Origin of the sequence: Paraburkholderia sp. GAS41 (assembly GCF_050436545.1) — a bacterium.
Classification (GTDB): domain Bacteria; phylum Pseudomonadota; class Gammaproteobacteria; order Burkholderiales; family Burkholderiaceae; genus Paraburkholderia.
On record NZ_JBNDMK010000019.1, the window covers coordinates 21,018 to 46,708 of the forward strand.

The 25,691-nt window shown below is 60.2% G+C and carries 19 protein-coding genes and 1 pseudogene; 18 read left to right on the forward strand and 2 right to left on the reverse strand.

What is annotated here, in order from left to right:
- Positions 1–85: 85 nt before the first annotated feature.
- On the forward strand, positions 86–406 hold the full coding sequence (locus tag P3T43_RS23575; RefSeq protein WP_429283453.1) for a hypothetical protein: 321 nt from the start codon (positions 86–88) through the stop codon (positions 404–406).
- A gap of 271 nt (positions 407–677) precedes the next feature.
- Here the strand turns inward: P3T43_RS23575 and P3T43_RS23580 are convergent, their stop codons facing one another.
- Positions 678–1,319 (reverse strand): alpha/beta hydrolase fold domain-containing protein, encoded by a 642-nt coding sequence (locus tag P3T43_RS23580; protein WP_429283454.1) that lies wholly within the window; start codon positions 1,317–1,319, stop codon positions 678–680.
- An 83-nt stretch (positions 1,320–1,402) separates the two neighbouring features.
- On the opposite strand from P3T43_RS23580, the gene P3T43_RS23585 reads away from it, so the two are divergent.
- From P3T43_RS23585 to P3T43_RS23620, 8 genes and pseudogenes are all read left to right on the forward strand, one after another.
- Positions 1,403–2,134 carry a type IV toxin-antitoxin system AbiEi family antitoxin domain-containing protein gene (locus P3T43_RS23585; RefSeq protein WP_429283455.1) on the forward strand — a complete coding sequence of 244 codons (732 nt, stop codon included), beginning with the start codon at positions 1,403–1,405 and terminating at the stop codon, positions 2,132–2,134.
- Positions 2,135–2,727: 593 nt separating this feature from the next.
- Entirely contained in the window at positions 2,728–3,267 is a 540-nt protein-coding gene (locus P3T43_RS23590) for a hypothetical protein (protein ID WP_429283456.1), read from the forward strand.
- A gap of 36 nt (positions 3,268–3,303) precedes the next feature.
- Positions 3,304–4,044 carry a hypothetical protein gene (locus tag P3T43_RS23595; protein WP_429283457.1) on the forward strand — a complete coding sequence of 247 codons (741 nt, stop codon included), beginning with the start codon at positions 3,304–3,306 and terminating at the stop codon, positions 4,042–4,044.
- Positions 4,008–6,023: a Mu transposase C-terminal domain-containing protein gene (locus tag P3T43_RS23600; protein WP_429283458.1), complete on the forward strand. Its 2,016-nt coding sequence runs from the start codon at positions 4,008–4,010 to the stop codon at positions 6,021–6,023. The genes P3T43_RS23595 and P3T43_RS23600 overlap by 37 nt, the downstream gene beginning before the upstream one ends.
- 17 nt (positions 6,024–6,040) lie before the next feature.
- Positions 6,041–7,060, forward strand: coding sequence for a TniB family NTP-binding protein (locus P3T43_RS23605; protein ID WP_429283459.1), 1,020 nt, complete (start codon positions 6,041–6,043; stop codon positions 7,058–7,060).
- Positions 7,057–7,437 (forward strand): annotated as a pseudogene (locus P3T43_RS23610) (hypothetical protein); the annotation flags it as partial. The gene P3T43_RS23605 and the pseudogene P3T43_RS23610, both read left to right, overlap by 4 nt.
- Before the next feature lie 183 nt (positions 7,438–7,620).
- Entirely contained in the window at positions 7,621–9,345 is a 1,725-nt protein-coding gene (locus P3T43_RS23615; protein ID WP_429283582.1) for a helix-turn-helix transcriptional regulator, read from the forward strand.
- A 97-nt stretch (positions 9,346–9,442) separates the two neighbouring features.
- Positions 9,443–10,254, forward strand: a protein-coding gene (locus P3T43_RS23620; protein ID WP_429283460.1) for an IS5 family transposase whose coding sequence is annotated in 2 segments (ribosomal slippage) — positions 9,443–9,791 and positions 9,791–10,254 — 813 coding nt in all. Because the reading frame shifts where the segments join, the coding sequence is not laid out codon by codon here.
- A gap of 911 nt (positions 10,255–11,165) precedes the next feature.
- Here P3T43_RS23620 and fdhA read toward each other — a convergent pair.
- Positions 11,166–12,365 carry a formaldehyde dehydrogenase, glutathione-independent gene (gene fdhA, locus P3T43_RS23625; protein WP_429283461.1) on the reverse strand — a complete coding sequence of 400 codons (1,200 nt, stop codon included), beginning with the start codon at positions 12,363–12,365 and terminating at the stop codon, positions 11,166–11,168.
- Between the two features lie 241 nt (positions 12,366–12,606).
- Here fdhA and betI point away from each other — a divergent pair, with 241 nt between their 5' ends.
- The 9 genes from betI (at position 12,607) to P3T43_RS23670 (ending at position 25,617) form a co-directional block, all read left to right on the forward strand.
- Positions 12,607–13,194, forward strand: coding sequence for a transcriptional regulator BetI (gene betI / locus P3T43_RS23630; protein ID WP_429283462.1), 588 nt, complete (start codon positions 12,607–12,609; stop codon positions 13,192–13,194).
- Between the two features lie 49 nt (positions 13,195–13,243).
- Entirely contained in the window at positions 13,244–14,713 is a 1,470-nt protein-coding gene (gene betB / locus P3T43_RS23635) for a betaine-aldehyde dehydrogenase (RefSeq protein ID WP_429283463.1), read from the forward strand.
- A gap of 9 nt (positions 14,714–14,722) precedes the next feature.
- On the forward strand, positions 14,723–16,408 hold the full coding sequence (betA, locus tag P3T43_RS23640; protein WP_429283464.1) for a choline dehydrogenase: 1,686 nt from the start codon (positions 14,723–14,725) through the stop codon (positions 16,406–16,408).
- A gap of 595 nt (positions 16,409–17,003) precedes the next feature.
- A complete protein-coding gene (locus P3T43_RS23645) occupies positions 17,004–17,591 on the forward strand; it encodes a DUF2760 domain-containing protein (protein ID WP_429283465.1) in 588 nt (195 codons plus the stop codon).
- Complete coding sequence (locus tag P3T43_RS23650; protein ID WP_429283466.1) at positions 17,588–19,435, forward strand: Hsp70 family protein; 1,848 nt, start codon at positions 17,588–17,590, stop codon at positions 19,433–19,435. Before P3T43_RS23645 ends, P3T43_RS23650 begins: the two co-directional genes overlap by 4 nt.
- A 5-nt stretch (positions 19,436–19,440) precedes the next feature.
- Positions 19,441–22,224, forward strand: a complete 2,784-nt coding sequence (locus P3T43_RS23655; protein WP_429283467.1) for an Hsp70 family protein — start codon at positions 19,441–19,443, stop codon at positions 22,222–22,224.
- Between the two features lie 81 nt (positions 22,225–22,305).
- Positions 22,306–23,799, forward strand: coding sequence for a diguanylate cyclase domain-containing protein (locus tag P3T43_RS23660; protein WP_429283468.1), 1,494 nt, complete (start codon positions 22,306–22,308; stop codon positions 23,797–23,799).
- Between the two features lie 45 nt (positions 23,800–23,844).
- Positions 23,845–24,441 (forward strand): carbonic anhydrase, encoded by a 597-nt coding sequence (locus P3T43_RS23665; protein WP_429283469.1) that lies wholly within the window; start codon positions 23,845–23,847, stop codon positions 24,439–24,441.
- A 207-nt stretch (positions 24,442–24,648) separates the two neighbouring features.
- Positions 24,649–25,617: an AraC family transcriptional regulator gene (locus tag P3T43_RS23670; RefSeq protein ID WP_429283470.1), complete on the forward strand. Its 969-nt coding sequence runs from the start codon at positions 24,649–24,651 to the stop codon at positions 25,615–25,617.
- The last annotated feature ends 74 nt before the right edge of the window (positions 25,618–25,691 follow it).

A 25,691-nucleotide genomic window follows, 5' to 3' on the forward strand; every position in this document is an offset into this window, starting at 1 on the left:
CCTCAGTTCAAGACAGACGCAATACGTGGTGAGGACGTGGAGATTGGGCAACCTATCAACTCCGATTCGTGTTCAGAAACTGCAGATGGCGTTACACGCGAAAGCGAAGGCAGAAGCCGGGTATCGCTTCTACGCGCTGTACGACAAGATCTATCGCGACGACGCGCTGGCGCATGCGTACGCTCAGTGCCGCTCCAACAGGCGCGCGCCGGGTGTCGATCGGCAGGACTTCGCGGAGGTTGAAGCGTATGGGGTACAGAAGTGGCTTGGCGAGCTGGCGCTCGCGCTCAGGCAGGAGACTTACCGGCCGGACTCTATCAGACGAGTGTTTATCCCGAAGGCCAATGGCAAGCTGAGGCCGCTGGGTATCTCGACCCTGCGGGATCGGGTGGCCTTGTACGCATAGTCCGCGTTCACCTTTGCTTCCACTTGCCAGCATAGAGCTTCAATCATTAGCTCATCGCGCATACGATCTCCTGACCTGGATATTTCGCTGTAGGTACCTCCACAGCGCCCCAGAAAAATCCTGTATGTTCACAATTTCCGGATCGACTGGCCCACTCCGTCCATTGGGCCGGTGTGCCGCATCGGTGAGAACCTGTCAGCATTCCGGCCAGCGCCAAGTGTGCTATGCCCTCGCCGAATCGGTTTGATCATGAAAATACGTTGACCAGCTCTTAAGCAATGTTTCTGCGATATTCAGAGATTAGACAGATATCGGTCGAGGATAACGTGGGTATGGTTGTCTTCAATGCGGCCATATCGCCAGCCTCCTGATGCTTCGGAACCACAGCGGAATGCGGTACGTGGCGTTGGGCCAGCGCCGCTGCGTCGACCTCACTCCGCATGCCATAAAACGTGTGAAGCATGCCCAGGTACCGCACACATGTAACCGCGACACCAGCATCGGCCAGCTTCCTCGCGTAGGCTTCGCCATCGTCGCGTATGACGTCGCACACGGCTGTAATCACGAGGGCCGGCGGCAGGCCCGAATGATCGGGTGCGACCAGGGGCGAAAGCTTCCAGTTCGTTGACGTCGCGCCGTGATCGAGCGCGTAGGTACGGAAGGCGTATGTGACGTCCGCCGCGCGCTGCATGAAGCCCTCGGCATAGACAGACAGTGAGGCCCCTTCCTGACGGGCATCGGTGGCGGGATAGACGAGCGCCTGAGCGAGGATGGGCGGCGCCGCGTGTTTCCGGTGGTTTCCCTGACAGCCTTCAGGCAGCCATGCATCGAACTTCCCCGGACCGGCCGGATACGGACGACCTGAGACGAAGGGGCTGCCTGCAGATTCTGGCAGATCCCTTGAATCCTTCAATCTTCACGCCGCGTTAAAACATTTCAATTAATCAAAACTTGTTAATATATACTGCAATCAGATAACGCAAATGGCAGGAGACTATGGGCAACAAGACTGTCCAGCGGCTGATGCAGGAGAGCCAGCGCGGTCATCCTATCGATTCCGCCATGCTCAGGGACATGGGGGTCAGCGCTGCGCTCGCGGCGCATATGGTCAAATCCGGGTGGCTGCAACGGCTCTCGCAGGGCGTATACCTTTTAACCGGGGACACCCCGACAAGGGACGGTTCGATCGCGTACCTCACTCGACGCATCGCCGGGCTTCACGTCGGGGGAAAAACGGCGCTTTCCTGGCAAGGCGTCCGTCACAACATCGCATTTCGCGAAAAGGTCGTGCTGTGGGGGCAGAAGCCCTATCGCATTCCCTCCTGGGTGGAGCAGCACATGATCTACTCGTTTCAGACCACTGCCCTGTTCGACGATGACCTGCCCTACGGAACGGGCCTTAAGCCGCTTCCCGCCGGCGACCCGGAGGTCAGGGTGTCAGTGCCTGAGCGAGCCATTCTGGAACTCGCCAGTGACATCGGCAAAGGTCAGTCGCTTGAGGAAGCGAGTCACTTGATGGCGAGCCTTCGTAACCTGCGCGCAGACGTGCTGGAAGAGTTTTTGAGCCACTGCCACCGGGTGAAGATTGTCAGGCTCGTGCGCAACCTCGGACGTGAGGCCGGTTTTTCGTGGGCGCGGGGAATTCAGAAACATGTAGATCGTCTCGGCGCCGGGAGAAGATGGTCGAACCAAACAAAAAATGGACGGATAACTCTCAAACCAGAATGAATGTAGATGCCGCCCGGGTGATGCCGGGCATTGCCCCGGCTGTCGATTCGATCCCGTGCGTCGTAGGACACATCCCGCAGCGCCCGTACATGTGAGTGTGCCGGTCGCGGTTCATCTCCAACCCTGTCACTCGCATACGCATGTCGGACACCGTGCCGAGCTGTGAACACCCTGGAAGCAGCCTAGGATATCCCGGCTTCCAACCGTCCCCAAAGTCTTGACGAATCAAGCTCTGTGCCGCGCCCCAACGCCCGGCGAGTGGCACAAAATTACACGATTCATTTTTAACATTTATGGATAATTCTAAAAGAATTGAAATACAGAAAAATAGTATTTATTGCAAAATAATTTAACTCCGCATATATTTAATGAAGCTACAAGAATCGATTCCGGCGCTTCTGGAAAACAACGAAGTTCTGGTCGGCAATCAATCGCGTTGCCATGGAGCGATGAAGTAATTTCGTAAGCGACGGACTCTGCCAGAGATGTCTTTCTCGGCATACTTTAGGATGACTTATCTATGTTCATCGCGAATCGCCTGTGACGTGACGACTGGATCAACATACCTTAACCGCAAACTACTCCACCGACCCATGAAAAAAAACAATGTGCTGCACCGTTGTCTTACGGAACGAGGATCAGGTCATTTGCATGAGGGCAACGTCATCACACCGGATTCGAATCTGCGTTGGATATCGGATCGATTCAAATTGCAGTGTGCAAACGGTGACGACGTGTGTATCACGTTCGCCATCGACGCCGATGACCGCGAAATCATTTGGTGGACGGCATGCAAGTACAGCGGTTTTTTACTTGGGATTCGTTGTCGAGACTTGATGCTCATGTGTGTAAGGCGGAGATTTGGACAGCATCGAGCGGCGCAAGCGGTCGAATGGCTCTCTGACAACGGGCATACCAACACTTCACGCGAAACAGCGGACTTTGCGATAAGCCTTGGTCTCGTGCTTTCGCTTCCAAGTACCAAACACAGAGATCTGGCAGAGTCGTTCGCCATCAGATTCCTGCGCAATTACGTCAACGCTCATGCCCCACCCGATGCGGCAACCGTCCTTGGCCAGCTCGACAACTGGTTCGAAAACTACAACCAGGCGCGTACCCTCCCGCACCGCTGAAAAATCGAACATCAATGAGTTTATATGGCCTCAGCCATGGAACCTGGCACCACACGTCCACGTGATGGAATTATCGCGATCGAACTTCCCGAAGATGGAACCAGCCTGATTCGAAAGATCATCAGCCGTTCTAACGCTCGGACAACTGGAAAGTATCCATCGTGGAAGATGAACAGGATGGTGCACTGGCAGTCGCGTGATCAGTTGAATAGCTATCGACTACTTGACTCCCACCCGGCTGTCATCAGCTTCCACGAGCAACCACTACTTATTCATATGTCGTTGAATGGTGTGACGCACCTGCACTATCCAGACGTACTCGTCGAACTAGGCAACTCGCGTGAACTCTGGAGCATCCGGACCAATTCTGACGCACAAACGTTGGAAACGCTCGCGTTCACTCGTCTGCTTCAGAAAGAACTACCCCGGTTTGGTTTCACCCATCGTCTAGTGACAAGCGAAACATTAGCTGGGGAACCGCACCTGTCTACGTCAATTATGCTGCTGCGGCACGGGCGTCAGCCTGTTACCTTGACCGAACGCGAGCACGTTCGTCACATTCTTGAGAAGGTCGGCTTTATAACGTGGGAAGCGGCACAAACCGGCCTGCTCGGCCTCCGCGGAAGGGCCATATTGGCTCGGCTTGCCCTCGAAGGCATTCTCCAATTGCATCCAGACGCTAGGTTAGTACCGCAAACGCGCTTCATTCCCGCACCGAACTCATCGCAAGGATCAGCGAAATGGGCACTTCCAGATTCCGCGCAGGCACACAGCTAAAGATCGATGGCAAAACCGCAATCTTGCTCAGAAAATTGGACGGCGATCTCTGGCAGGTTGAAGATGAACTTTCGAGGCGAATCACCGAGTACAAGCTAACTACCCTGTATGGCCTCTACGAGTCTGGCAACCTCGTCTTCGTCGATACCTTGCCTCCACTGTCGCGCAAGATTAAGGACAACTCTTCGCCGGAGAATGTTGGTAGCGATCCGGCATTGGAAATCGCAAAGGTGCGACGGCTTTATGTCATTGCTGTTATTGGCCTGCCGAACAGCAGGCGTGTCATGGAAAGCGCCATTAAAGCGCTCTGGGTCCGCATAGAGGAACCGGACGCCGCACCAAGCTATATTTCCGTGTATCGCTGGAAACGTCGCTACCTTGAAGCCGGCAAGGATCTCAGATCTCTGATATCTCGGGATGGCATGAAAGGCAACACGCGAGATCGTTACCCTTCCGAGGTGACCACTTTCGTCGACGCTGCGATTAACACGGTTTATCTTACGCTTGAACGCAACACCATCCAGGACACGCTGGATGAGGCCACGAATTGCGTCAAACAGGAAAACAATCTTCGGCCAAAATCGCTTCAGCTACCATTGCCTACACGCCGCCTGGTTCAGCGTATGGTTAGCGAGATACCCGCGTTCGATCGGTACGCGGCACGCCATGGTCGGGATGCGGCCGAGAAGATGTTCCGCGCTGTTCTCAATCAATGCACCACTTCCGCCCCCCTTGAACGCGCCCAAATAGATCATACGCCGCTAAACCTCGTCGTCATCGACGATGAAACGATGCTTCCGCTCGGCCGCCCCTTCGCCACGGCCTGCATTGACGACTTCACTCGCTGCGTATTGGGCCTGTATATCAGTTTCGAACCGCCAAGCTATTTTACCGTCTCAAGGTGCCTGAAGCAGGCATTCACGCCCAAAACCGAGCTACTGAAGCTGTATCCAGAGATTCGGCACTCATGGGAAGCATACGGCGTCCCGATCGAACTGTTGGTTGACAACGGTCAGGAGTTTCATAGCATAAGCCTAGAGAATGCATCTCTGTCCGTAGGGATGGAAATTACCTACCAGCCACGCAGGAAGGCATGGTTGAAAGGCAAGATTGAAAGATTTCTAAAAACTTTCAATGAAGGTGTCGCACAAGGCGTCCCAGGAACGACATTTAGTAACATCCTGGAGAAGGAAGACTATGACCCATCGAAGTTTGCCATTGTCCGATACAGCACACTCAAGAAAATCGCCTATCTCTGGATTGTGGACGAGTATCACCAGAAGCCCCATCGCTCATTAGGTGTACCGCCGGCGGTTATGTGGTCCAGCAGCATAAGGGACGAGGACATTCCTCTGCCAGACAATCCGGCACGGCTTGACTTTCTGTTGGGCCAAAGCGAAACACGGACTCTTTCCCATAAAGGAATTGAGTTGAATGGCCTCTTTTACAATTCGCCAGACCTCGTAGCATTGCGTCGCAGGCACGGCGCCAAGTTTACAGTCGAAATACGCTGGGACAAGTCTGATCTCGGCCACATTACAGTCATTTCGCCCACGAACTCGGAATCCTTCAAGGTTCGTTGTTTGCAATACGAATATGCGAACGGCTTGTCTTTCTATCAGCACAGAATCTGCAAGCGGTTTGCGGCATCCAAATGGGAGACCTTCGACCCGCATGCCTGGCTGGAAGCGAAATCGCGCATAAGGCAGATCGTCGAAGATGAGTTGATGTTCAAAAAGACTCGCAGTCGCGCGAAAGTCGCACGATACAAGAACATGGACGCCTCACCTACCCCGCCGGAAGACGATTCGAAATCCGGGCTACCGTCTGCACCAACCGCTCCGTCCATTCCGCCTTCAGAGCAGAAAGATTTATCTACGCCGCTCGAACCCACGCCACTGCCAGCGACTAGTCCTGCCTCACCTAAACGCCGCATCGCACCGGTATACAGGGAGCGGCGCCCAAATTCAGATCACTAAAATTACCTGTATTCACAATGAAAAAGAAATCTGCGCCCAGAACGATCGTCGAAGACACCCTTGTCCCCCACGCCGCCTTCAACGGTGCATTGCGACGAATAGAGCAATGTTTCGCCTATGCCGACAGCGCTAGAGAGCCTATATGTATCGCTTTGATAGGCGAAACACGGACTGGCAAGAGCCGAGCGATGGAGGAGTTCTCGACACGCCATCCTTCCATACGAAACGGCGAAGGGCTGTACATACCCATCCTGCGTGTGACGACTCCAGCCAAGCCGACCGTCAAAAGCCTGGTTGAGTTGATGCTGGAACGAATGCACGACGAACTTTCCGAAAGCGGAAGTGAGAACGCGAAAACCCGGCGACTAGTAAAGTTGATGGATGAATGCGGAACCCAGATGGTCATGATTGACGAATTCCATCACTTCGTGGACAAGGGTTCACATAAGGTCATACACGATGTCGCCAACTGGTTAAAAACACTTGTCGATCGAATACGATGTGTTCTGATTGTCGCTGGCCTTCCCACGTGTCAAGCCGTTCTCGAACAAAATGAACAACTTGAAGGGCGATTCAGCGCACCAGTCATGATGCCTCGGTTTGAATGGAAAATCGACGAACATCGCGAAGAGTTTATCGCCATCCTTAGTGCGTTCCACGAGTCAATGAGTCGATACTTCGATCTCCCCGAACTTGACAACGCAGATATGGCCTTCCGCTGCTATTGTGCGACGGGAGGTTTGATGGGGTATCTAACCAAATTCCTACGACAGGTGGTGTGGAACGCGTTGGACTCTGGCAAAAGGAAGATCACATTGGGAGATCTTGCGATAGCTCACGACGAGGCTGTATGGGCAAAGCACGGACCCCGAGGTTTGCCGAATCCGTTCACAAAAAACTTTCAATCAACGCCTAACGAAGATCTGATTGAACGAATTCGAATGATCGGTGTTCCTTTAGAACAGGAAACTCAGAAAAGGCGTCGTGTCAGCCCTCCGAAAAAAATGAAGGTCACTGAAGTGCTAAGTACGGCATGATATTGGTACGCACTCCCTCGCATAAGGAGACTGAGAGCCTGCTTGGCTACGTCGTCCGTGTCTCCGAAACAAATGGATATGAAAGTCCGTGGAATATCCTTAATCGGCTCGGGATCGCTCAGGGAGCTATGAGTTCCGCCGGCTTTCCCACCCGGACGTTCGCGCCGATTCTTGGTCGTGCTCCAGACGCGCTGGACGATATTGCGTATTCGTTGCCCGAATCCGGTGACAGGGGCTTCAAGATCCTGAGTCATTCTCTAGGTAGCGGCCTTCGGTATCGCCCCCTTAGACTGAAACACCCAGCCGCGTGCCCGGACTGCATCTCGGAGAAAGGTTTTGCTGAAGCATTTTTTGATCTGCGCATTGCCGTTGCCTGTCCGATTCATGGCAAGGAAGTGCTATTCAGATGCGACGCCTGTCGAAACCCGCTTTCCATGTTTCGACCCGGCCTGCTTGTCTGCCAATGTGGAGCATCGCTAGCAGAGTCATCCCGACGGCCTGCAAGCGAACAGACAGTCGCATTGATGGCTGTGTTGAAGGCAAAGCTTGAGGGTACACGTATGACCGATCCCGCACCGGCGGGATTGCCTGCACAAGCACTGCTCGCCATGCCGCTCAGGGTACTGCTCCAGCATCTACCCAAGTTTGCTGCGTTTAATCGCAAGGGTGTACATGAAGACTCCCCTGAAATCGCGGACGGAATTGCTCAGGCGCTGGCGAATTGGCCTCGAGGGTTTCATGAGTTTTTGAACGACCTGTCCCGGACCGAACAGACGGTCGTATTCAGGAGGCGCTATGGAGCGTTCCTCGATCAATTCTTCTCCAGTCAGGAAGCTCGCAAGGAATTCAACTGGCTACACGAAGAATTCCTTCAATTTGGTCTAACCTATGCAAACGATTCAATCGTTGATGCAAGATTCGCTCCGGCCAAGACGACTGAGCGTCGATTCATTTCTCTGAGAGAACTTTCCAAACGTACCGGCCTGGATCGCCGTACGCTCGAATCATGGAACAGGAAGGGCATATTGCCGCTTCAGCGCGTCGGATCAGGTTCAAGCACCAGATACATCGCTGACGCCAGAGAGATCAGACTGCCACACAACCTTCAGAAAGCAGACCTTCTCGGTGAGCGCGCGGCTGCGGCGTATCTACAAATTCCAGTAAGCACCCTGTCCAGACTTAAGGGCACAGGCAACTACGAAGTTCAGCATCACACATCGTTCAGTCGCGGCTACCATCGGGCCGATCTTCGGGCCTTTCTTGATCGACTACTTGCACTCAGCCCACCGATCAAACGTAGGCATCTTCAGCGGACGGCGATCAGCTTGCACCATATTTTGGCGACGTTCAAGCTGCGCAGCTCTGATCAAAAAATGCAGATCCTCGTCGCATATCTGAACGGCGATCTTCGTTCTATGGGAAGAACAGGAGACACAACAGCAGATATCATGTTTGATCCGCAGCATGTTGCAGCACTCGTTTCCGCAGGTCACGCCGTCGCCTCATCCGAGATCCTGACGAAGCAGCAGGCAGCTCTCGTTATCGGGTGCGATAGTATGACGATACATGGCCTTCTCGCTCGCGGGCTTATCAAAAAGTCGGCCACAGGCCAGGAGCGGCAGATCGATGCCGGTTCCGTTGAGAGGTTTAGACAAGACTATGTGGCACTTGCAAGATGCGCATCTAGCTGGAAAACCAGTTCCGCGCGTCTCAAAAGGCTGTGCAAACAGACCAGAATTCGCTTGATACAGGTCCCATATGGCGATGGCGGCAATGCAGGATTCATTCGACAAAGCGCTATCGACACGCTCCGGTCTGCTATGGACGACGAAGATACTCAAAAGAGGTACCGGCGCAGAAATCAAAATAGCCCAAATCAAGCGATATCATCCCTGCACCGATACATCCAGAATCTGGCGCAAAATAACGAGCCACTCCCGCGACGGTTCGGCCGGCCCAACAAGCGAGCAATAGCGTTGGCGTGTGGCGTTACCCGCGACTTTTTTTACACCAATTCTGATGCGATGCGCATTCTCGAAAAGTTCACGCTTCAGGAGCAAGAGTTACTTGCCGCTCAAGGTTACATAGTGAAGCCGCCACTTGCGCGGTTAGGCGATTACTTAGAGCAACTGAGGAAGAGTGGCACGCCTCTTCCGCGCCGAGCGGGCCGCGTGAACAAGCTAGCTGTTGCGCGAAACTGTGGGATCAACCGCAGCGTCCTTCACGACGATGCCAAAGCAGAAAAAATGCTAGCGACTTACGAGAAGCATGAGAAAATTCGGTGATCCTGCAGGCTTAGAACCCTTAACAAAATGATGTTCGGGGCTGTTAACTCTCGATCGTTCCTGCTAACCTGATCGTTGTTTCGACGGCGAAAAGGACATGGCCAGACCGATACTCGACGACGACCTATGGGCACTCATCGAACCGTTGTTGCCGCCGCCGAAGCCTCGGCGCTCACGGCATCCCGGGCGCAAGCCGCTGGACAACCGCGCGGTACTGACAGGCATCCTGTTCATCCTGCAGACTGGTCTGCGCTGGGACCTGCTACCACAGGAAATGGGCTGTGGCAGCGGTATGAGTTGCTGGCGCCGCCTTCGCGACTGGCAGGCAGCCGGCGTGTGGGACGAGCTTCACCAGGTTCTGCTTGCGCGCTTGCGCGCGGCCGACCAGATCAACTGGTCCCGGGTCATCGTCGACTCCTCTTCAATCCGTGCCATCGGCGCTGGTCAAAAACGGGACCGAATCCCACAGACCGCGCGCGACCAGGTTCAAAGCACCACCTCATTACCGAAGCGCAGGATATCGCGCTCGCGGTGATACTGACGGGCGCCAACCGTCACGATGTCACCCAGCTTCATGCATTGGTTGATGCCATCCCGCCGATCGGCGGCAAACGCGGCAGACCACTATCGAAACCGCAGGTCGTTCAGGGCGACAGAGGCTACGATCACGACAAATACCGCCGTCCGTTACATGCTGCCGGCATCGCAACTGAAATAGCACGGCGCGGCCAGCCTCACGGCAGTGGTCTGGGCAAAACCCGCTGGGTCGTAGAGCGGACCATCTCCTGGCTTCATAACTTCCGTCGACTGCGTATCCGTTTCGAGCGCCTGGCTTTCATCCATGAAGCTTTCCTGAAGCTGGCCTGCTGCATCATTTGCTGGCGACAGCTGCAAAACTCATTCTGTTAACGCCTCTTATAAGCGTTAATAAAGCGATGCCAATGTCGCCAGGCATCTCGCCTGGCGACGCCCAGCGCAGTGCACGGTCAAACGTGCCGGCGCGGATTTTTTCATTGCAATGAGAGGGGCGTTTGGCAAGGCGCCTGATGGCGCGGCGAATTGGACGCCTCTTCCTTAGGACGCACCAAATGTAGCGATCGGGAGCGTCCGCTTTGCGCTGTTCGCCGGTCGTCACTGCTACCAGGCTGCCTATGGCGGACCGGGGTCGCACTCCGGCGATCGACGCGCTACGCACACGCCCGGCCACATGCAAAACGCATGGGGCGGCAACCGACAAGCTACTGCCATTCGAGGTGATCGTCGGCAGACGCTCTTACGCCTCTTCGACCTGCGACCGCTGTCCTTGGCCCTGTGATGAGCGACGAGCGGTGAAGAGTCGAAAAATCATCACGCTTCCCCGTGCAAAATCTGCGAGTAGAGAACTACGACGCCCTCCCTGTGCTTTAAGCTCGAATCGAAAACGGAAGACGTGAACCCATACCTCGCAAAACGACCATCGGCAAGGACGTGAGTGCCGCCAAAGCGAGACGCACAAAGCTTGCATCGCACGCAAAGTTCCTCCCGCAACCGCACAGACGAAAAAGCCCAGAGTCGTACGCGCCCCGCTGGGTAAGGGTTTGCGCCCGCTCTGGAGAAAATTTCGCTTTATGCATCAACTTGTGGTGAAAATTTCATCTTGTGGGGTCCGTTGATTGCAATATATGGTGACTAACATCTGTGTAATTGGTTGATTTTATTAGGTCTACCATTTCAGCTTATGCGTCAACGCACAACCGACTCTGATTTTTGGGCTGCTAACTGACCCGTTGCTTTCAAAAATGCCGCAACGGGTCAGTCTCTTCAGATCGTCTTTCGGACCATCAAGCCGCTTTCAGCAAACCATGCGGATCGATCACGAACTTGCGTGGCGCACCGCCATCGAACTTGCGATAGCCCTCCGGCGCTTCATCGAGCGACACCACGGTCACGTTGACGATATCCGCAATCGGCAGACGGTCCCACAGAATCGCCTGCATCAGGTTGCGGTTGTATTTCATGACCGGCGTCTGGCCGGTATGGAACGAGTGTGACTTCGCCCAGCCGAGCCCAAAGCGGATGCTCAGACTACCCCTGCGTGCGGCCGCGTCGGCAGCGCCTGGATCGTCAGTGACGTAGAGGCCCGGAATGCCGATTGCGCCGGCCACCCGTGTAATGTCCATCAGCGAATTCAGCACGGTGGCGGGCGCTTCCTCGTGATGCCCATGCCTGCCATGACCGTGTGCCTCGAAACCCACGCAGTCGACCGCGCAATCCACTTCCGGCTTGCCGAGGATCTGTGCGATCTGCTCGCCAAGCGTCGCGTCGAGCGACAGGTCGACGGTTTCAAAGCCCACCGCTCGCGCATGCGCGAGCCGTTCCGCGTTCATGTCGCCGACGATCGTGCAAGCCGCGCCCAGCAGGCGCGCGGAAGCCGCCGCCGCCATTCCCACCGGACCTGCACCGGCGATATACACCGTCGCGCCCGGCTTCACGCCCGCCATCACGGCGCCGTGATAGCCCGTCGGCAAGATATCGGACAGACACGTCAGATCGCGAATCTTTTCCATTGCGCGATCGCGATCCGGAAACTTCAGCAAATTGAAATCTGCGTACGGCACCAGCACATATTCGGCCTGACCGCCGATCCATCCGCCCATATCCACGTAACCATAGGCCCCTCCCGCGCGCGACGGGTTCACATTCAGGCACACGCCGGTATGCTGCTCCTTGCAGGTCTGACAGCGTCCGCAAGCCACGTTGAACGGCACGGAAACCAGATCGCCGATCTGCAGCGTTTCGACATCGCGGCCCAGTTCCACCACTTCGCCGGTGATTTCGTGGCCCAGCACCAGTCCTACCTCGGCCGTCGTACGGCCACGCACCATATGCTGATCCGAGCCGCAGATATTGGTCGATACCACTTTCAGAATCACGCCGTGACCGATCGCACGGCCGCCCGGATCGACCATCTTCGGATAGTCGATCGGCCGCACTTCGACCTTGCCCTCACCCAGATACACCACACCGCGATTGCTGCTCATTGTCTCGTCTCCATGTTCGTCTGGCTGCTCGATTAGCTGCACGAATAACAGCGCGGTTCGTCACCGCATCCGGCAAACGCCGCTGCTTCGAGCGTATTCCCTGAGCCCCTGCGACAAGTGTGCAAAAACCGACATGGGCTTTGCCCAAACCGACAAACCCGCTTTTGAGCGGTTTTTGTTGATTGAACGATCAATAAAAAACCGCTAGAGTGAAGTCCTTCGACGCCAGGACCTGAGAGACATGCCCAAAGTCGGAATGCGCGAAGTGCGTCGCGCGCAATTGATCGACGCCACCCTTTTGACGATCGAGGAAGCGGGGCTTTCTGGCACCACGCTGGCCTCGGTAGCGCAACGCGCCAACATTTCAACCGGAATCGTCAGCCACTATTTCGGCGACAAGGACGGTCTGCTCGAAGCCACCATGCGGCACATCCTGCGCGATCTGTGGGCAGCCACCACGCGCCGGCGCATCGCCGCGAAACCGCAGCCGCGCGCGCGGCTGCGCGCCATCGTCGCGGCCAATTTCGACGTCAGCCAGCTCAGCGGCCCGGTGATGAAAACGTGGCTCGCGTTCTGGACCCAGAGCATGCACGAGCCGCAGTTACGGCGACTGCAACGCGTCAATACGCGCAGGCTGTTTTCGAACCTGTGCGGGGAATTTGCCAGAACCTTGCCGCGTGCCCAGGCACGGCGCGCCGCCAGCGGGCTCGCCGCGATGATCGATGGACTGTGGCTGCGCGGCGCCCTCGCGGGCGCTCCGTTCGACACCAAAGCGGCCTTGCGGCTCGCCAACGATTACATCGACATGCTGCTTGCACCCGGCGCGTGATGCCTCGCGCACAACCACGCGCAGTCCCAAGCCTTCAAGGAGAAACCTGATGCCCTCGTTCGGCCTGCAACGCCTCTATATCGGCGGCGAGTATGTCGATGCCACCAGCGGCACGACCTTCGACACCTTCGACCCGGCCACCGGCGAGACACTCGCAACCGTGCAGCAGGCGAGCGCCGCGGATATCGACCGTGCCGTGCAATCCGCGCGCCAGGGTCAGCGCGTGTGGGCCGCGTTGACCGCCATGCAACGCTCGCGTGTCCTGCGCCGCGCGGTGGAATTGCTGCGCGAGCGCAACGACGAACTCGCCGAGCTTGAAATGCTCGACACCGGCAAGCCGATCGCCGAAACGCGTGCCGTGGATATCGTGACCGGCGCGGACGTCATCGAATATTATGCAAGCCTTACGACTGCGCTTGAAGGCCAGCAGATCCCGCTGCGCGCCGAATCGTTCGTCTATACGCGCCGTGAGCCGTTGGGCGTCACGGCCGGTATCGGCGCATGGAACTACCCCATCCAGATTGCCTGCTGGAAATCAGCCCCGGCGCTCGCCGCCGGCAACGCCATGATCTTCAAGCCGAGCGAAATCACGCCGTTGTCCGCATCGAAGCTGGCGGAAATCTATCTGGAAGCCGGCGTGCCGGCAGGCGTATTCAACGTCGTGCAGGGCGATGGAAAAGTGGGCGCATGGCTCGCCGCGCATGAGGGCATCGCCAAGATATCGTTCACCGGTGGCGTCGAAACGGGCAAGAAGGTGATGTCGCTCGCGGCGGCTTCGTCGCTGAAGGAAGTGACGATGGAACTCGGCGGCAAATCGCCGCTGATCGTCTTCGACGATGCCGACCTCGACCGCGCCGCCGATATCGCCGTCACCGCCAATTTCTTCAGTGCCGGCCAGGTATGCACCAACGGCACGCGCGTGTTCGTCGATCACATCGTGCGCGAGGCGTTCGAAGCGAAGATCGTCGAACGTGTGCAGCGGATCCGCATCGGCAAGCCGTCCGATCCGGCCACCAACTTCGGGCCGCTGGCAAGCGCGGCGCAACTCGACAAGGTGCTGGGCTACATCGAAAGCGGCAAGCGCGAAGGCGCGCGTCTCGTGGCTGGCGGCGCGCGCGTTGTTGAAGGCGACTACGCCCGCGGCCAGTATGTGCAGCCCACCGTTTTCGCGGATTGCAGCGACGCCATGAAGATCGTGCGCGAGGAAATCTTCGGCCCGGTGATGTGCCTCTTGAGCTTCACCGATGAAGAAGAAGTGATCGCCCGCGCCAATCACACGCTTTACGGCCTCGCAGCGGGTGTCGTCACTGAAAACCTGTCGCGCGCGCACCGCGTCATTCATCGCCTCGAAGCCGGCATCTGCTGGATCAACACGTGGGGCGAATCGCCGGCGGAAATGCCGGTGGGCGGCTACAAGCAATCGGGCGTGGGCCGCGAAAACGGCCTCACGACGCTCGAGCATTACACGCGCATCAAATCCATCCAGGTCGAACTGGGCAAGTACCAGGCGGTTTTCTGAGGAGGCGCCATGGCGGCCAAAGAATACGACTACATCGTGATCGGCGCGGGCTCGGCGGGCAATGTGCTGGCCACGCGCCTGACTGAAGATCCGGCCGTCAGCGTGCTGCTGCTCGAAGCGGGTGGCCCGGACTACCGTTTCGATTTCCGCACGCAGATGCCGGCCGCGCTCGCCTATCCGCTACAAGGACGGCGCTACAACTGGGCCTACGAGACCGACCCCGAACCGCATATGAACAACCGCCGCATGGAATGCGGGCGCGGCAAGGGGCTCGGCGGGTCGTCGCTGATCAACGGCATGTGTTACATCCGCGGTAACGCACTCGATTACGACGGCTGGGCCGAACGCAAGGGCCTCGAAAACTGGAGTTACCTCGACTGCCTGCCCTACTTCAGAAAGGCCGAAACGCGCGATATCGGCCCGAACGCGTATCACGGCGGCGATGGCCCGGTCCACGTCACCACCAGCCAACCCGGCGCGAATCCGCTGTTCGGCGCGATGGTCGAGGCCGGCGTGCAGGCCGGCTATCCACGCACCGACGATCTGAACGGTTACCAGCAGGAAGGCTTCGGCCCGATGGACCGCACCGTGACCGCCAACGGGCGTCGCGCCAGCACCGCGCGCGGCTATCTGGATCAGGCGCGGCAGCGCTCCAACCTGACCATCGTCACGCACGCCACCACCGATCGCATCCTCTTCAGCGGCAAACGCGCCAACGGGGTCGCTTATCTGCGTGGCGGCGCGAGCGTCGCCGTGCATGCACGCCGCGAAGTGCTGCTATGCGGCGGCGCGATCGCCTCGCCGCACATCCTGCAACGTTCGGGCGTGGGTCCCGCGGCATGGCTGCGTGAACTGGATATACCGCTCGTGCTCAATTTGCCTGGTGTCGGCCAGAATCTTCAGGACCACCTGGAAATGTACATGCAGTACGCGTGCAAGGAACCCGTTTCGCTTTATCCGGCGCTACTACTGCACAACCAACCGGCTATCGGGCTCGAATGGATGCTTAGGGGTACTGGCATTGGCGCGAGCAACCACTTCGAAGCGGGCGGCTTTATCCGCACTCGCGACGACGATCCATGGCCGAACATCCAGTATCACTTCCTGCCGGTGGCGATCAACTACAACGGCACGCATGCGATCAGGATGCACGGCTTCCAGGCGCACGTCGGCTCGATGCGCTCGCCTAGCCGTGGCCGCGTCAGGCTGCGTTCGCGCGATCCGCACGAGCATCCGTCGATTCTCTTCAACTACATGGCCGAAGCACTCGATTGGCGCGAGTTCCGCGACGCCATCCGGATCACGCGCGAAATCATCCGGCAGCCGGCGCTCGACCGCTTCCGTGGCCGCGAACTGAGTCCCGGCGCGGACCTGCAAAGCGACGCGGAAATCGATGCCTTCGTGCGAGCCCGTGCAGAAACGGCGTATCACCCGTCGTGCTCATGCGCGATGGGCTATGACGAGATGGCGGTGGTCGACAACGAGGGTCGCGTGCACGGGCTGGAAGGTCTGCGGGTGGTGGACGCGTCGATCATGCCGCGCATCACCACCGGCAACCTGAACGCGCCGACCATCATGCTCGCCGAAAAGATCGCCGCGCGCATGCGCGGACAGGCAGCGCTCGCCCGCGTCGAGACGCCCTACTTCGTGGCAGGCGGTGCGCCGGCACGCAAGAATGCAGTCGAGCACGCGTGAAACGAAAAGAAGCCCGCCTGTTGCATGCCTGAGCGTGAATCAGGCTGCGCCAAGCGAGCTTCGCAATAAGGTACCGGCCAACCTCTCAGACCGGCTGCGCCCGTTTCTGGCGTGGCCCGGGTGTGAATTGCGGCGCCAACCGCCGCGTGACCCAGCCATGACGAATGCGCTAACATTTTATCGGCCAATGTTCTGAACGCTTCATGGGTAATTTCCCGACCTTGACGCCGCGGCGGGCCAATCCGCGTGAATCTGCGTGAATCCGCGCGGCGTCGAGGTTATTGCAGCATCGCGTGCATGCTGCGTCTGTACGCTTCATCACGAAACCCTTCCCCCTTGCCTGGCCGGCGCCGGTTCTCGCTTTCGACCACCCTCCCCGCCGCCTCATTACACCCTTTGGCCGATGCCGCCGCGCCCGAAAGGTAAAATACGGGATGAGGCCCGCTGGGCCATGTCCAGACCGGACCGCCAGACCCACCGATGACGCCCCGTCGCGCATCGACGTCCGCAACCCGATAACCCGCGGCGACCCGGCCCGAACCGGCATCGCCCGAGGACAGCTCGTCCTTTAACAGAGCCCCTCAGGAGCCACTTCATGACCGACTCGAACGTGTCTTTCCTCGGCAGGATTTCGCTGGCCGTCGGAACGTTCTTCAGCATTCTGGGCGACGGCGAGTTCGCCGCCCGCGTACAGCGCCTGCGCAGCGGCGCGCCCGTCACGCCAGTTGCAGCAGCCGCGCCAGTGGCCACACCTGCACCTGCGCCCGCTCCGCACCCCGCTCCGGCGCCCGCCCTGAAAGAGGCGAGTCCGGATGCTGCCCTCCAGTTGCTAGGCCTGTTGCAGCACGACGCGCGTTTTATCGACTTCGTCCAGGAAGACGTAGCCGGCTACTCCGACGCCGACATCGGCGCCGCCGCCCGCGTCGTGCATGGCGGCTGCCGCAGCGTGCTGCGCGAGCATTTCACCATTCGCCCCGTGCGTGAGGAAGCCGAAGGCAGCCGCCTGACGCTGCCCGAAGGCTTCGACGCCACCGCCATCCGTCTGACCGGCAATGTGGTCGGCAAGGCGCCGTTTACCGGCAGCCTCAGTCATCGCGGCTGGCGCGTCGAAGAGGTGCGCTTGCCGAAGCTGGCCGCCAACCACGATGCGTCCGTCATCGCCGCCGCCGAGGTGGAACTATGAGCGCGCCGCGTTACTCGATCGGCATCGATCTGGGCACGACCCACTGCGCCCTGTCGTATGTCGACTTCGCCGGCAGCGACGGCGAAAAGACCACCCAGGAGGTACTGCCCATCACGCAGCTCACCGCGCCGGCCACCATCGACAATCTGCCCTTGCTGCCGTCGTTCCTGTACCTGCCGCATCCGAGCGAACTGGCACCCTTCGACCTCGGTTTGCCGTGGACCGGCGGGCGCGACTTCGCGGTCGGCGAAATGGCCCGCAGCCGCGGCGCCGGCACGCCGATCCGCCTCGTTTCGAGCGCCAAGAGCTGGCTGTGCCACCCGGGCGTCGATCGCCGTGCGGCGATTTTGCCGAACGACGCTCCGCCCGAAGTGACGCGCGTGTCGCCGCTCGAAACCTCGATTCGCTACCTCACGCATCTGCGCGAAGCCTGGGACCATGTGCATCCCGACGCGCCGTTCGGCGAGCAGGAAATCACCGTGACGATTCCCGCGTCGTTCGATCCGGCCGCGCGCGAACTCACCGCCGAAGCGGCCCAGACGGCCGGCTATAGCGGCATGACGCTGCTAGAAGAACCGCAGGCCGCGCTGTATAGCTGGATCCAGAAGAGTGGCGGCGAGTGGCGCAAGCAGGTGCGGGTCGGCGACATCATCCTCGTGGTGGATGTCGGCGGCGGCACGACTGACCTGTCATTGATCGCCGTGGTCGAGCGCGAGGGCAATCTCGAACTGCACCGCGTCGCCGTGGGCGAGCACATCCTGCTCGGCGGCGACAACATGGATCTGGCATTGGCCCATGTGGTGGCGCGCAAGCTCGCGGCGCAGGGCACGCAGCCCGATCCGTGGCAACTGCGCGCACTCACCTACGCCTGCCGCGCGGCCAAGGAAACCCTCCTGACCGACGCCAGCGCCGACACCGTGCCGCTCGTCGTACCGAGTCGCGGCGCCAAACTGATCGGCGGCTCGATCCGCACGGAACTCACTCGCGCCGAACTCACGCAGACGATTCTCGAAGGGTTCTTCCCGCAGGTGGACAGCGCCGCGCGTCCGCAGAGCCGCGCTCGCGCAGGCTTGACGCAGCTGGGTTTGCCTTACGCGCAGGACGCCGCCGTCACGCGTCATCTGGCGGCGTTCCTCGGCCGTCAGGTCGCGGCGCTGGCTGAACTCGACGGCCTGCAAGGCGCGCAGCCCGAAGGCGCCAGCTTCCTGCATCCCACCGCGGTGCTCTTCAATGGCGGCGTGTTCAAGTCGCCGCTGCTGGTGGAGCGCATTCTGCACACGCTCAACGGCTGGCTTGCGGCGGAAGGCGCGGCACCCGCGCGTCTGCTGGAAGGCGCGGATCTCGACCTGGCGGTGGCACGCGGCGCGGCCTATTACGGCTACGTGAAGCACGGCCAGGGAGTGCGGATTCGCGGCGGCATTGCGCGGGCCTTTTATATCGCGGTCGAATCCGCCATGCCTGCCGTGCCGGGCCTCGAACCGCCGATCCAGGCGTTGTGCGTGGCGCCGTTCGGCATGGAAGAAGGCACCGAGGCGGAACTGCCCACGCAGGAATTCGGCCTCGTGGTGGGCGAACCGGTGCACTTCCGTTTCTTCGGTTCGTCTGTGCGCCGCCAGGATCAGGTCGGCACGCTGCTCGACTACTGGTCGCCGGAGGAACTGCAGGAACTCGACGAGATCCAGGCCACCTTGCCGCCCGAAGGCCGCAGTCCAGGCGAGATCGTCGCGGTCAAGCTGCATGCGCGGGTCACCGAAGCCGGCACGCTCGAACTGGAAGCCATCCCGCGCGGCACCGGCGAGCGCTGGAAAGTCGAGTTCGACGTACGCGGCAACGCCCACGCCTGAGCCAGATGAAGCAGTACATCGTCGGGATTGATCTTGGCACGAGCAACACGGTCGTCGCGTACGTCGAAACGGGCTCCGAGGACATCCGCGTCTTCGATATCGACCAGCTCGTCAGTCCCGGCGAGGTCGCCGCGCGGCCGTTGCTGCCGTCCGTGCGATATCACACGGCGCAAGGGGAACTGAGCGCCGGCGATGTGCAATTGCCGTGGCCGGATGCGGCATCGGAGAAGCTCGAGCGCGACGCGCAGCACCCGGTCGTGATTGGCCGGCTCGCGCGCAGCCTCGGCGCACAGGTCCCGGGCCGGCTCGTCGCCAGCGCCAAAAGCTGGCTCTCGCATGCCTCCGTGGATCGCACGGCGCCGATCCTTCCGTGGGGCGCCAGCGAGGACATCTATAAAGTTTCTCCCGTCACCGCCAGCGCCAGCTATCTCGCGCACGTGCGCGCCGCGTGGAATCAGCACTTTCCGCATGCGCCGCTCGAACAGCAGGACGTGGTGCTCACCGTGCCCGCATCCTTCGACGACGGCGCCCGCGCGCTGACGCTCGAAGCGGCCCGCATAGCCCGGCTGCCGAAGTTGCGACTTCTGGAAGAACCGCAGGCGGCTTTTTACGACTGGCTGTTCCGGCATCGCGGCACGCTCGCCACCGATCTCGCCAACACCCGCCTCGTGCTGATCTGCGACGTGGGCGGCGGCACCACCGACTTCACCCTCATCAAGGTGCAGATGCAGGACGGCCAGCCGCAACTGACGCGCGTCGGCGTAGGCAACCACCTGATGCTCGGCGGCGACAACATGGACCTCGCGCTGGCGCATCTGGCCGAGAGCCGGCTGTCGACGCCGCAGTCGCGGCTGTCGGCGGCGAGCCTCTCGCAACTCGTCGAGCGTTGCCGCGGCGCGAAGGAGCAACTGCTCGGCGCCGATGCCCCGGACGCTACGTCGATTACGCTGCTGGGTGCGGGCTCGAAGCTGATCGGTGGTGCACGGACCACGGAAATCACGCGGCAGGAAGTGGAGCAGATCATCGTCGACGGCTTTTTCCCGAGCGTTGCCGCCGATGCGCGCCCAGGCCGCCCGCGTGGCGCGATCGTGGAATTTGGTTTGCCCTATGCGAGCGATCCGGGCATTACCCGGCACGTTGCCGCGTTTCTGAGCCGGCTGGCGGCGCAGTCGCGCGAAGCCTCCGGCACCTCCGCCAGCGCCGCCGACGACGCGTTGCCCGTGCCCGATACCCTGCTGCTCAACGGCGGCGTGTTTCGCGCCGAGGCGCTCAGCGAACGTCTCGCCGCCACGCTGGGCACATGGCGCGGCGCGCCATTGCAGGTCCTGCATAACGACAATCCCGACGTGGCGGTCGCACGCGGTGCGGTGGCCTATGCGCTGGCGCGCAAGGGTCAGGCGCCGCGCATCGGCGGCGGTTCGCCACGCAGCTACTTCCTCGTCCTCGATGAGGATAGCGAAGTATTGCGCGGGGTCTGCGTGCTGCCACGCGGCACCGAGGAAGGTCACGAAATTCATCTGGCAGACCGCACGTTTGCGCTGCGGCTCGGACACCCGGTGCAGTTTCATCTGGTTTCCTCAGTATCGGACACCCAATGGCAGCCGGGAGAACTGGCTGAACTCCCCTTGAGCGAATTCGTGCGTCTGCCGCCGATCGCCACGGTCGTACCGCCGCGCGATGCCAGCCAGTCCGGCGAAACGCCAGTCCAGCTCGTCGCATCGCTGACGGAAGTGGGCACGCTCGAAGTGCACTGCCTCGACGCAAGCGACCCCGCCCGGCGCTGGTTGCTCGAATTCCAGTTGCGCCGCGGCGAGGCGAAAGTCACGCTCGCGGGCGAAGCCGCACATCCCGCCTTGCCCCGTGCGCTCGACCTGATCGAGCGCACCTTCGGCTCGCGCTCACAGAAGGTCGACCCCAAACAGGTCAAGCGCACGCGCGCAGATCTGGAGCAGATTCTCGGCCCCCGCGCCCATTGGAATAGCGCCCTGCTACGCGAGCTGTTCAACGCGCTATGGGAGCGCGCCAAACGGCGGCGCCGCTCGGCGGACCACGAGCGGCTCTGGCTGAACCTGGCGGGGTTCTGCATGCGTCCAGGTTTCGGCTATCCGCTCGACGAATGGCGGGTCGAACAACTCTGGACGCTGTTCGACGACGGCATTCAATACATCAACGACAGCCAGGTCTGGTCGGAATGGTGGACGTTGTGGCGGCGCGCAGCGGGCGGCCTCGGCGAGAGCGAGCAACTCGACGTGCTCGACGCGGTGGCCTTCATGCAGGCCGCCGGCACGGCACGCTCGAAGCTGCCGTTCGATCCCGCCAAGTCCGGCTACGCAGACATGGTGCGCCTCGAAGCCTCGCTTGAACGCGTGCCCGCGCAACGCAAGATCGAACTCGGCGCACGGCTCATCGAGCGGCTCAGGAAGCCTTCTGAGAACCACCAGGGGTGGTGGGCCGTCGGCCGCATCGGCGCACGCCGGCCCTTCTACGGCAGCGCGCACAGTGTCGTGCCGCCGGACGTCGCGATGACGTGGCTCGACGCCATCCTGGCGCTCGACTGGAAGAAGGTCGAACCGGCCGCGTTTGCGGCGGTGCAGATTGCGCGCATGACGGGCGACCGCTCGCGCGACGTGCCCGATGCGGTGCGGGCGACTGTCGTCAAACGGCTTGAAACGGCGCACGCGCCGGCCAACTGGATCGAGATGGTCAGCCAGACCGTCGAACTCGACGAGGCCGACGAGGGCCGTGTGTTCGGCGAATCGCTACCGCCGGGACTCAAACTGATCGGCTGATGGCCGGTCGCGCCGGAACAGCGTTAGCATCGGTCCGCCAAGTCGTCTTAAAATAGCGACACTATCGATTACGGACTCGTCATGCTGGATACCCTTGGTGCAGAAGAGATGCCGCGCGGTGTAGCGACGGCCAGCGACGACTCGGAGATGTTCGAGCTGGCCCCCGTCTCACTCTGGCTCGAGGACTTCAGCGGCGTGCATACGCTATTCGAGGCCTGGCGCGCCGCTGGCGTCACCGATCTGCGCGCGCATTTCCGCGCGCATCCCGAGCGGGTCGCGCAGTGCGCGCAGAGCATCCGCGTCATCAAGGTCAACCGCAAGACCCTCGATCTGTTCGAGGCGGACAGTCTCGCCACGCTGACCGCCAATCTCGGCGCCGTGTTTCGCGACGATATGCTGAAGACCCACCTCGAAGAGTTGTGCCAGTTGTGGGCCGGCCAGCAGCACTTCATGAGCCAGACCGTCAATTACACGCTTGGCGGCCGGCGGGTCGATGTCCTGCTCAAAGGCGCCGTGCTGCCCGGCCACGAAGGGCGCTGGGACCGGGTGCTGGTCTCGCTGGAGGATGTGAGCGAACTGGAAGGTGCGCGTCACCGCCTCGTCAACGCCGAGCAATACGCGCGCGGCCTGTTCGAAGACTCGCCGGTGTCGCTCTGGGTCGAGGATTTCAGCGCGGTCCGACGTCTGCTCAATGAAGCGCGGGCGGCCGGCATCGCGGACTTCCGTGTGTTTACAGACGTGCATCCGGAGTTCGTCGAACGCTGCATGCAGGAAATTCACGTGCTCGATGTCAACCGGCACACGCTCGCCATGTTCGCCGCGCCGGACAAGCAGACCTTGCTGGCCCATCTGCCGCAGGTGTTCCGCGACGACATGCGGCCGCATTTCCGCGAGCAACTCGTCGATCTGTGGGACGGCAAGCTGTTCCAGCAACGTGAAGTCGTCAACTACTCGCTCGACGGCAGCGAGGTTCACGTGCATCTGCAATTCTCGGTGCTGCCGGGGCACGAGCAGGATTGGGACCTGGTTCTGGTGGCGCTCACCGACATCACCGCGCGCAAAAAAGCCGAGGCGTATCTGGAGTTTCTCGGCAAGCACGATGTGCTGACCAAGCTGCGCAACCGCTCGTTCTATGTCGACGAGCTGAACCGGCTCGAACGCAAGGGGCCGTTTCCGGTGACGGTCATCATGGCCGATCTGAACGGCCTGAAACGGATCAACGACCAGCTCGGCCACGCCGCCGGCGACGCGCTGCTGCGGCGTGCCGGCGAGGTGCTGGCGAAAGCGATGGAAACGCCCTTTCACGCGGCGCGCATTGGCGGCGACGAGTTTGCGGTCCTGATGCCCAGCACCGATGAGCATGGCGGCGCGGCGATGATCGATACGATCCGGCAACTGGTGGAACTGAACAATCAGTTCTACCCAGGTTCGCTGCTGAGCTTTTCCATGGGTGCGGCAACCTGTCAGTATGGCGAACGGCTCGAGGCCGTAGTACAGCGCGCGGATCTGCTGATGTATGAGGAAAAGCGCGCGCACTACGCGAATCTGGTCGCGAGCGGGTCCAACGAGGATTGAAGCGGCACCACACACGGCGCTGCCCTTCTTGCAAGGAGAAGCGCCATGTGCAAGTCTGTTTTGCTCTCTGCGTCACGTCGTCAATTGCTGTTCGCAGGCGCCACCTTGTTGACGCTGGCCGGCCTCGCCCCCAACCCGACGCGAGCCGCCGCACCTGCGGACGCCGATGCCCCCAACGCGATCACCCCGGCCGAGGCGCTCACGCGTCTCATGGACGGCAACGCGCGCTACGTCGCGAATGCGCCTTCCAACAAGGACTATTCGGCGGGCCGCGCGAACCGCGCCGAGGCGCAGTATCCGATTGCCGCGATCGTGGGTTGCGCGGATTCGCGCGTCGCTCCGGAACTGGCCTTCGATCAGGGGCCCGGCGATATTTTCGTGGTGCGCGTGGCGGGCAACTTCGTCAATGAGGATGGCCTCGCCAGTCTCGAGTACGGGGTGAAATTCCTGCACGTGCCGCTCATCATCGTGCTGGGTCATACCCACTGCGGCGCGGTGAGCGCGACCGTCGAGAACGTGCGCCTCAACGCCAACCGCTTGAGCGTATCGAAGCCCATCATCGGCCGCTACGTCAGCGAGGGCAAAGACAACGTGGTCGGCGGTGTTTACGATCTCGCCACGGGTAAAGTCAATCTGCTGTGAGTGCAACCCACCGCAGTTGGGCTGCTGCGTTGCACAAAAGTTGACTCCCAACCCCCTACGCACTAACCCGAATGCAAAAAAGTATCAGTTTGCGGTCCTATTTTCAGTGGTGAGACTGCTCCAACAGCGCTAATTTCCAGTCATGGCGTTGCGCGAGACGGTTCAAGCGAACGGCCCGAAAAAAAAGCCAGCTCAGGAGGAAGACACATGCACACCACCCGGGGTGCCACGGCGCGTCAGGAGGCCCGCAGCGCCAACATCGTCCAGCCGGATCTGGAACTGGTCGCCGTGCCGCGCGACGAATCGTTCAAGGTCTGGTCGCACGGCTACCCCTATCGCACGGTGCGCTGGCACTTCCATCCCGAGTACGAAATTCATCTGATTACCGCGACTACGGGTAAATACTTTGTCGGCGATTACATCGGCAACTTCGCGCCCGGCAATCTCGTGATGGTCGGATCGAATCTGCCGCACAACTGGGTCAGCAGTGTGCCGCACGGCGGCCGCGTGGATGAACGCGGTATGGTGCTGCAGTTCGATGCCGAGTTTCTCGCCCGCGCCACCCTCGCTTTTCCCGAGCTCAAACGCCTCGAAGGCTTACTGGATGCGTCGCGTTGGGGCGTCCTGTTCACGGAGAAAACGGGCGCCGCCGCCGAACCGGTCATGCGCGAAATGCTAGGTGCGCAAGGCATACGGCGTATCACGCTGTTTATTGGTTTGCTCGACCTGCTCCTGCAAAGTGCCGAGCCGACGAAGCTTGCGAGTGCCGCTTATCAGGCCGATCCGGCTTGCTACGCGGGAGCGCGCATCAATCATGTGCTGACCTATATCGGCAAGAACCTGTCGCAGGAATTACGCGAAACGGAACTGGCTGAACTCTCGGGGCAAAGCGTCAGCGCCTTCTCACGATACTTCCGCCGCCACACCGGCGTGCCCTTCGTCCAGTACGTCAATCGCCTGCGCATCAATCTGGCCTGCCAATTGCTGATGTCGGGAGAACTGAACGTCACCGATATCTGCTATCAGGTTGGCTTCAACAACCTCTCCAACTTTAACCGCCAGTTCCTGTTGCTCAAGGAGATGTCCCCTTCGAAATGGCGGAGCTGGCAGCAACTCAATGCCGCCAGCGCCACCGAATCGTCCGACGCCGCCTGGGACCAGCAAGCGTTCAGCTAGCCACTGTTTTCCCGAAGCCTCACCCGTAGCCCAACCACGGCGCTCCAATACGCCGGGATTTTTCTAATAAACGG

Coding starts and splice junctions, on each gene's coding strand:
- betB (WP_429283463.1), top strand. CDS start 13,244: ATGCCCTCGTTCGGCCTGCAACGCCTCTATATCGGCGGCGAGTATGTC.
- P3T43_RS23645 (WP_429283465.1), top strand. CDS start 17,004: ATGACCGACTCGAACGTGTCTTTCCTCGGCAGGATTTCGCTGGCCGTC.
- P3T43_RS23660 (WP_429283468.1), top strand. CDS start 22,306: ATGCTGGATACCCTTGGTGCAGAAGAGATGCCGCGCGGTGTAGCGACG.
- P3T43_RS23585 (WP_429283455.1), top strand. CDS start 1,403: ATGGGCAACAAGACTGTCCAGCGGCTGATGCAGGAGAGCCAGCGCGGT.
- P3T43_RS23575 (WP_429283453.1), top strand. CDS start 86: ATGGCGTTACACGCGAAAGCGAAGGCAGAAGCCGGGTATCGCTTCTAC.
- P3T43_RS23650 (WP_429283466.1), top strand. CDS start 17,588: ATGAGCGCGCCGCGTTACTCGATCGGCATCGATCTGGGCACGACCCAC.
- P3T43_RS23605 (WP_429283459.1), top strand. CDS start 6,041: ATGAAAAAGAAATCTGCGCCCAGAACGATCGTCGAAGACACCCTTGTC.
- P3T43_RS23665 (WP_429283469.1), top strand. CDS start 23,845: ATGTGCAAGTCTGTTTTGCTCTCTGCGTCACGTCGTCAATTGCTGTTC.
- P3T43_RS23670 (WP_429283470.1), top strand. CDS start 24,649: ATGCACACCACCCGGGGTGCCACGGCGCGTCAGGAGGCCCGCAGCGCC.
- P3T43_RS23615 (WP_429283582.1), top strand. CDS start 7,621: ATGACCGATCCCGCACCGGCGGGATTGCCTGCACAAGCACTGCTCGCC.
- betI (WP_429283462.1), top strand. CDS start 12,607: ATGCCCAAAGTCGGAATGCGCGAAGTGCGTCGCGCGCAATTGATCGAC.
- P3T43_RS23655 (WP_429283467.1), top strand. CDS start 19,441: ATGAAGCAGTACATCGTCGGGATTGATCTTGGCACGAGCAACACGGTC.
- P3T43_RS23595 (WP_429283457.1), top strand. CDS start 3,304: ATGGAACCTGGCACCACACGTCCACGTGATGGAATTATCGCGATCGAA.
- P3T43_RS23590 (WP_429283456.1), top strand. CDS start 2,728: ATGAAAAAAAACAATGTGCTGCACCGTTGTCTTACGGAACGAGGATCA.
- fdhA (WP_429283461.1), bottom strand. CDS start 12,365: ATGAGCAGCAATCGCGGTGTGGTGTATCTGGGTGAGGGCAAGGTCGAA.
- P3T43_RS23600 (WP_429283458.1), top strand. CDS start 4,008: ATGGGCACTTCCAGATTCCGCGCAGGCACACAGCTAAAGATCGATGGC.
- betA (WP_429283464.1), top strand. CDS start 14,723: ATGGCGGCCAAAGAATACGACTACATCGTGATCGGCGCGGGCTCGGCG.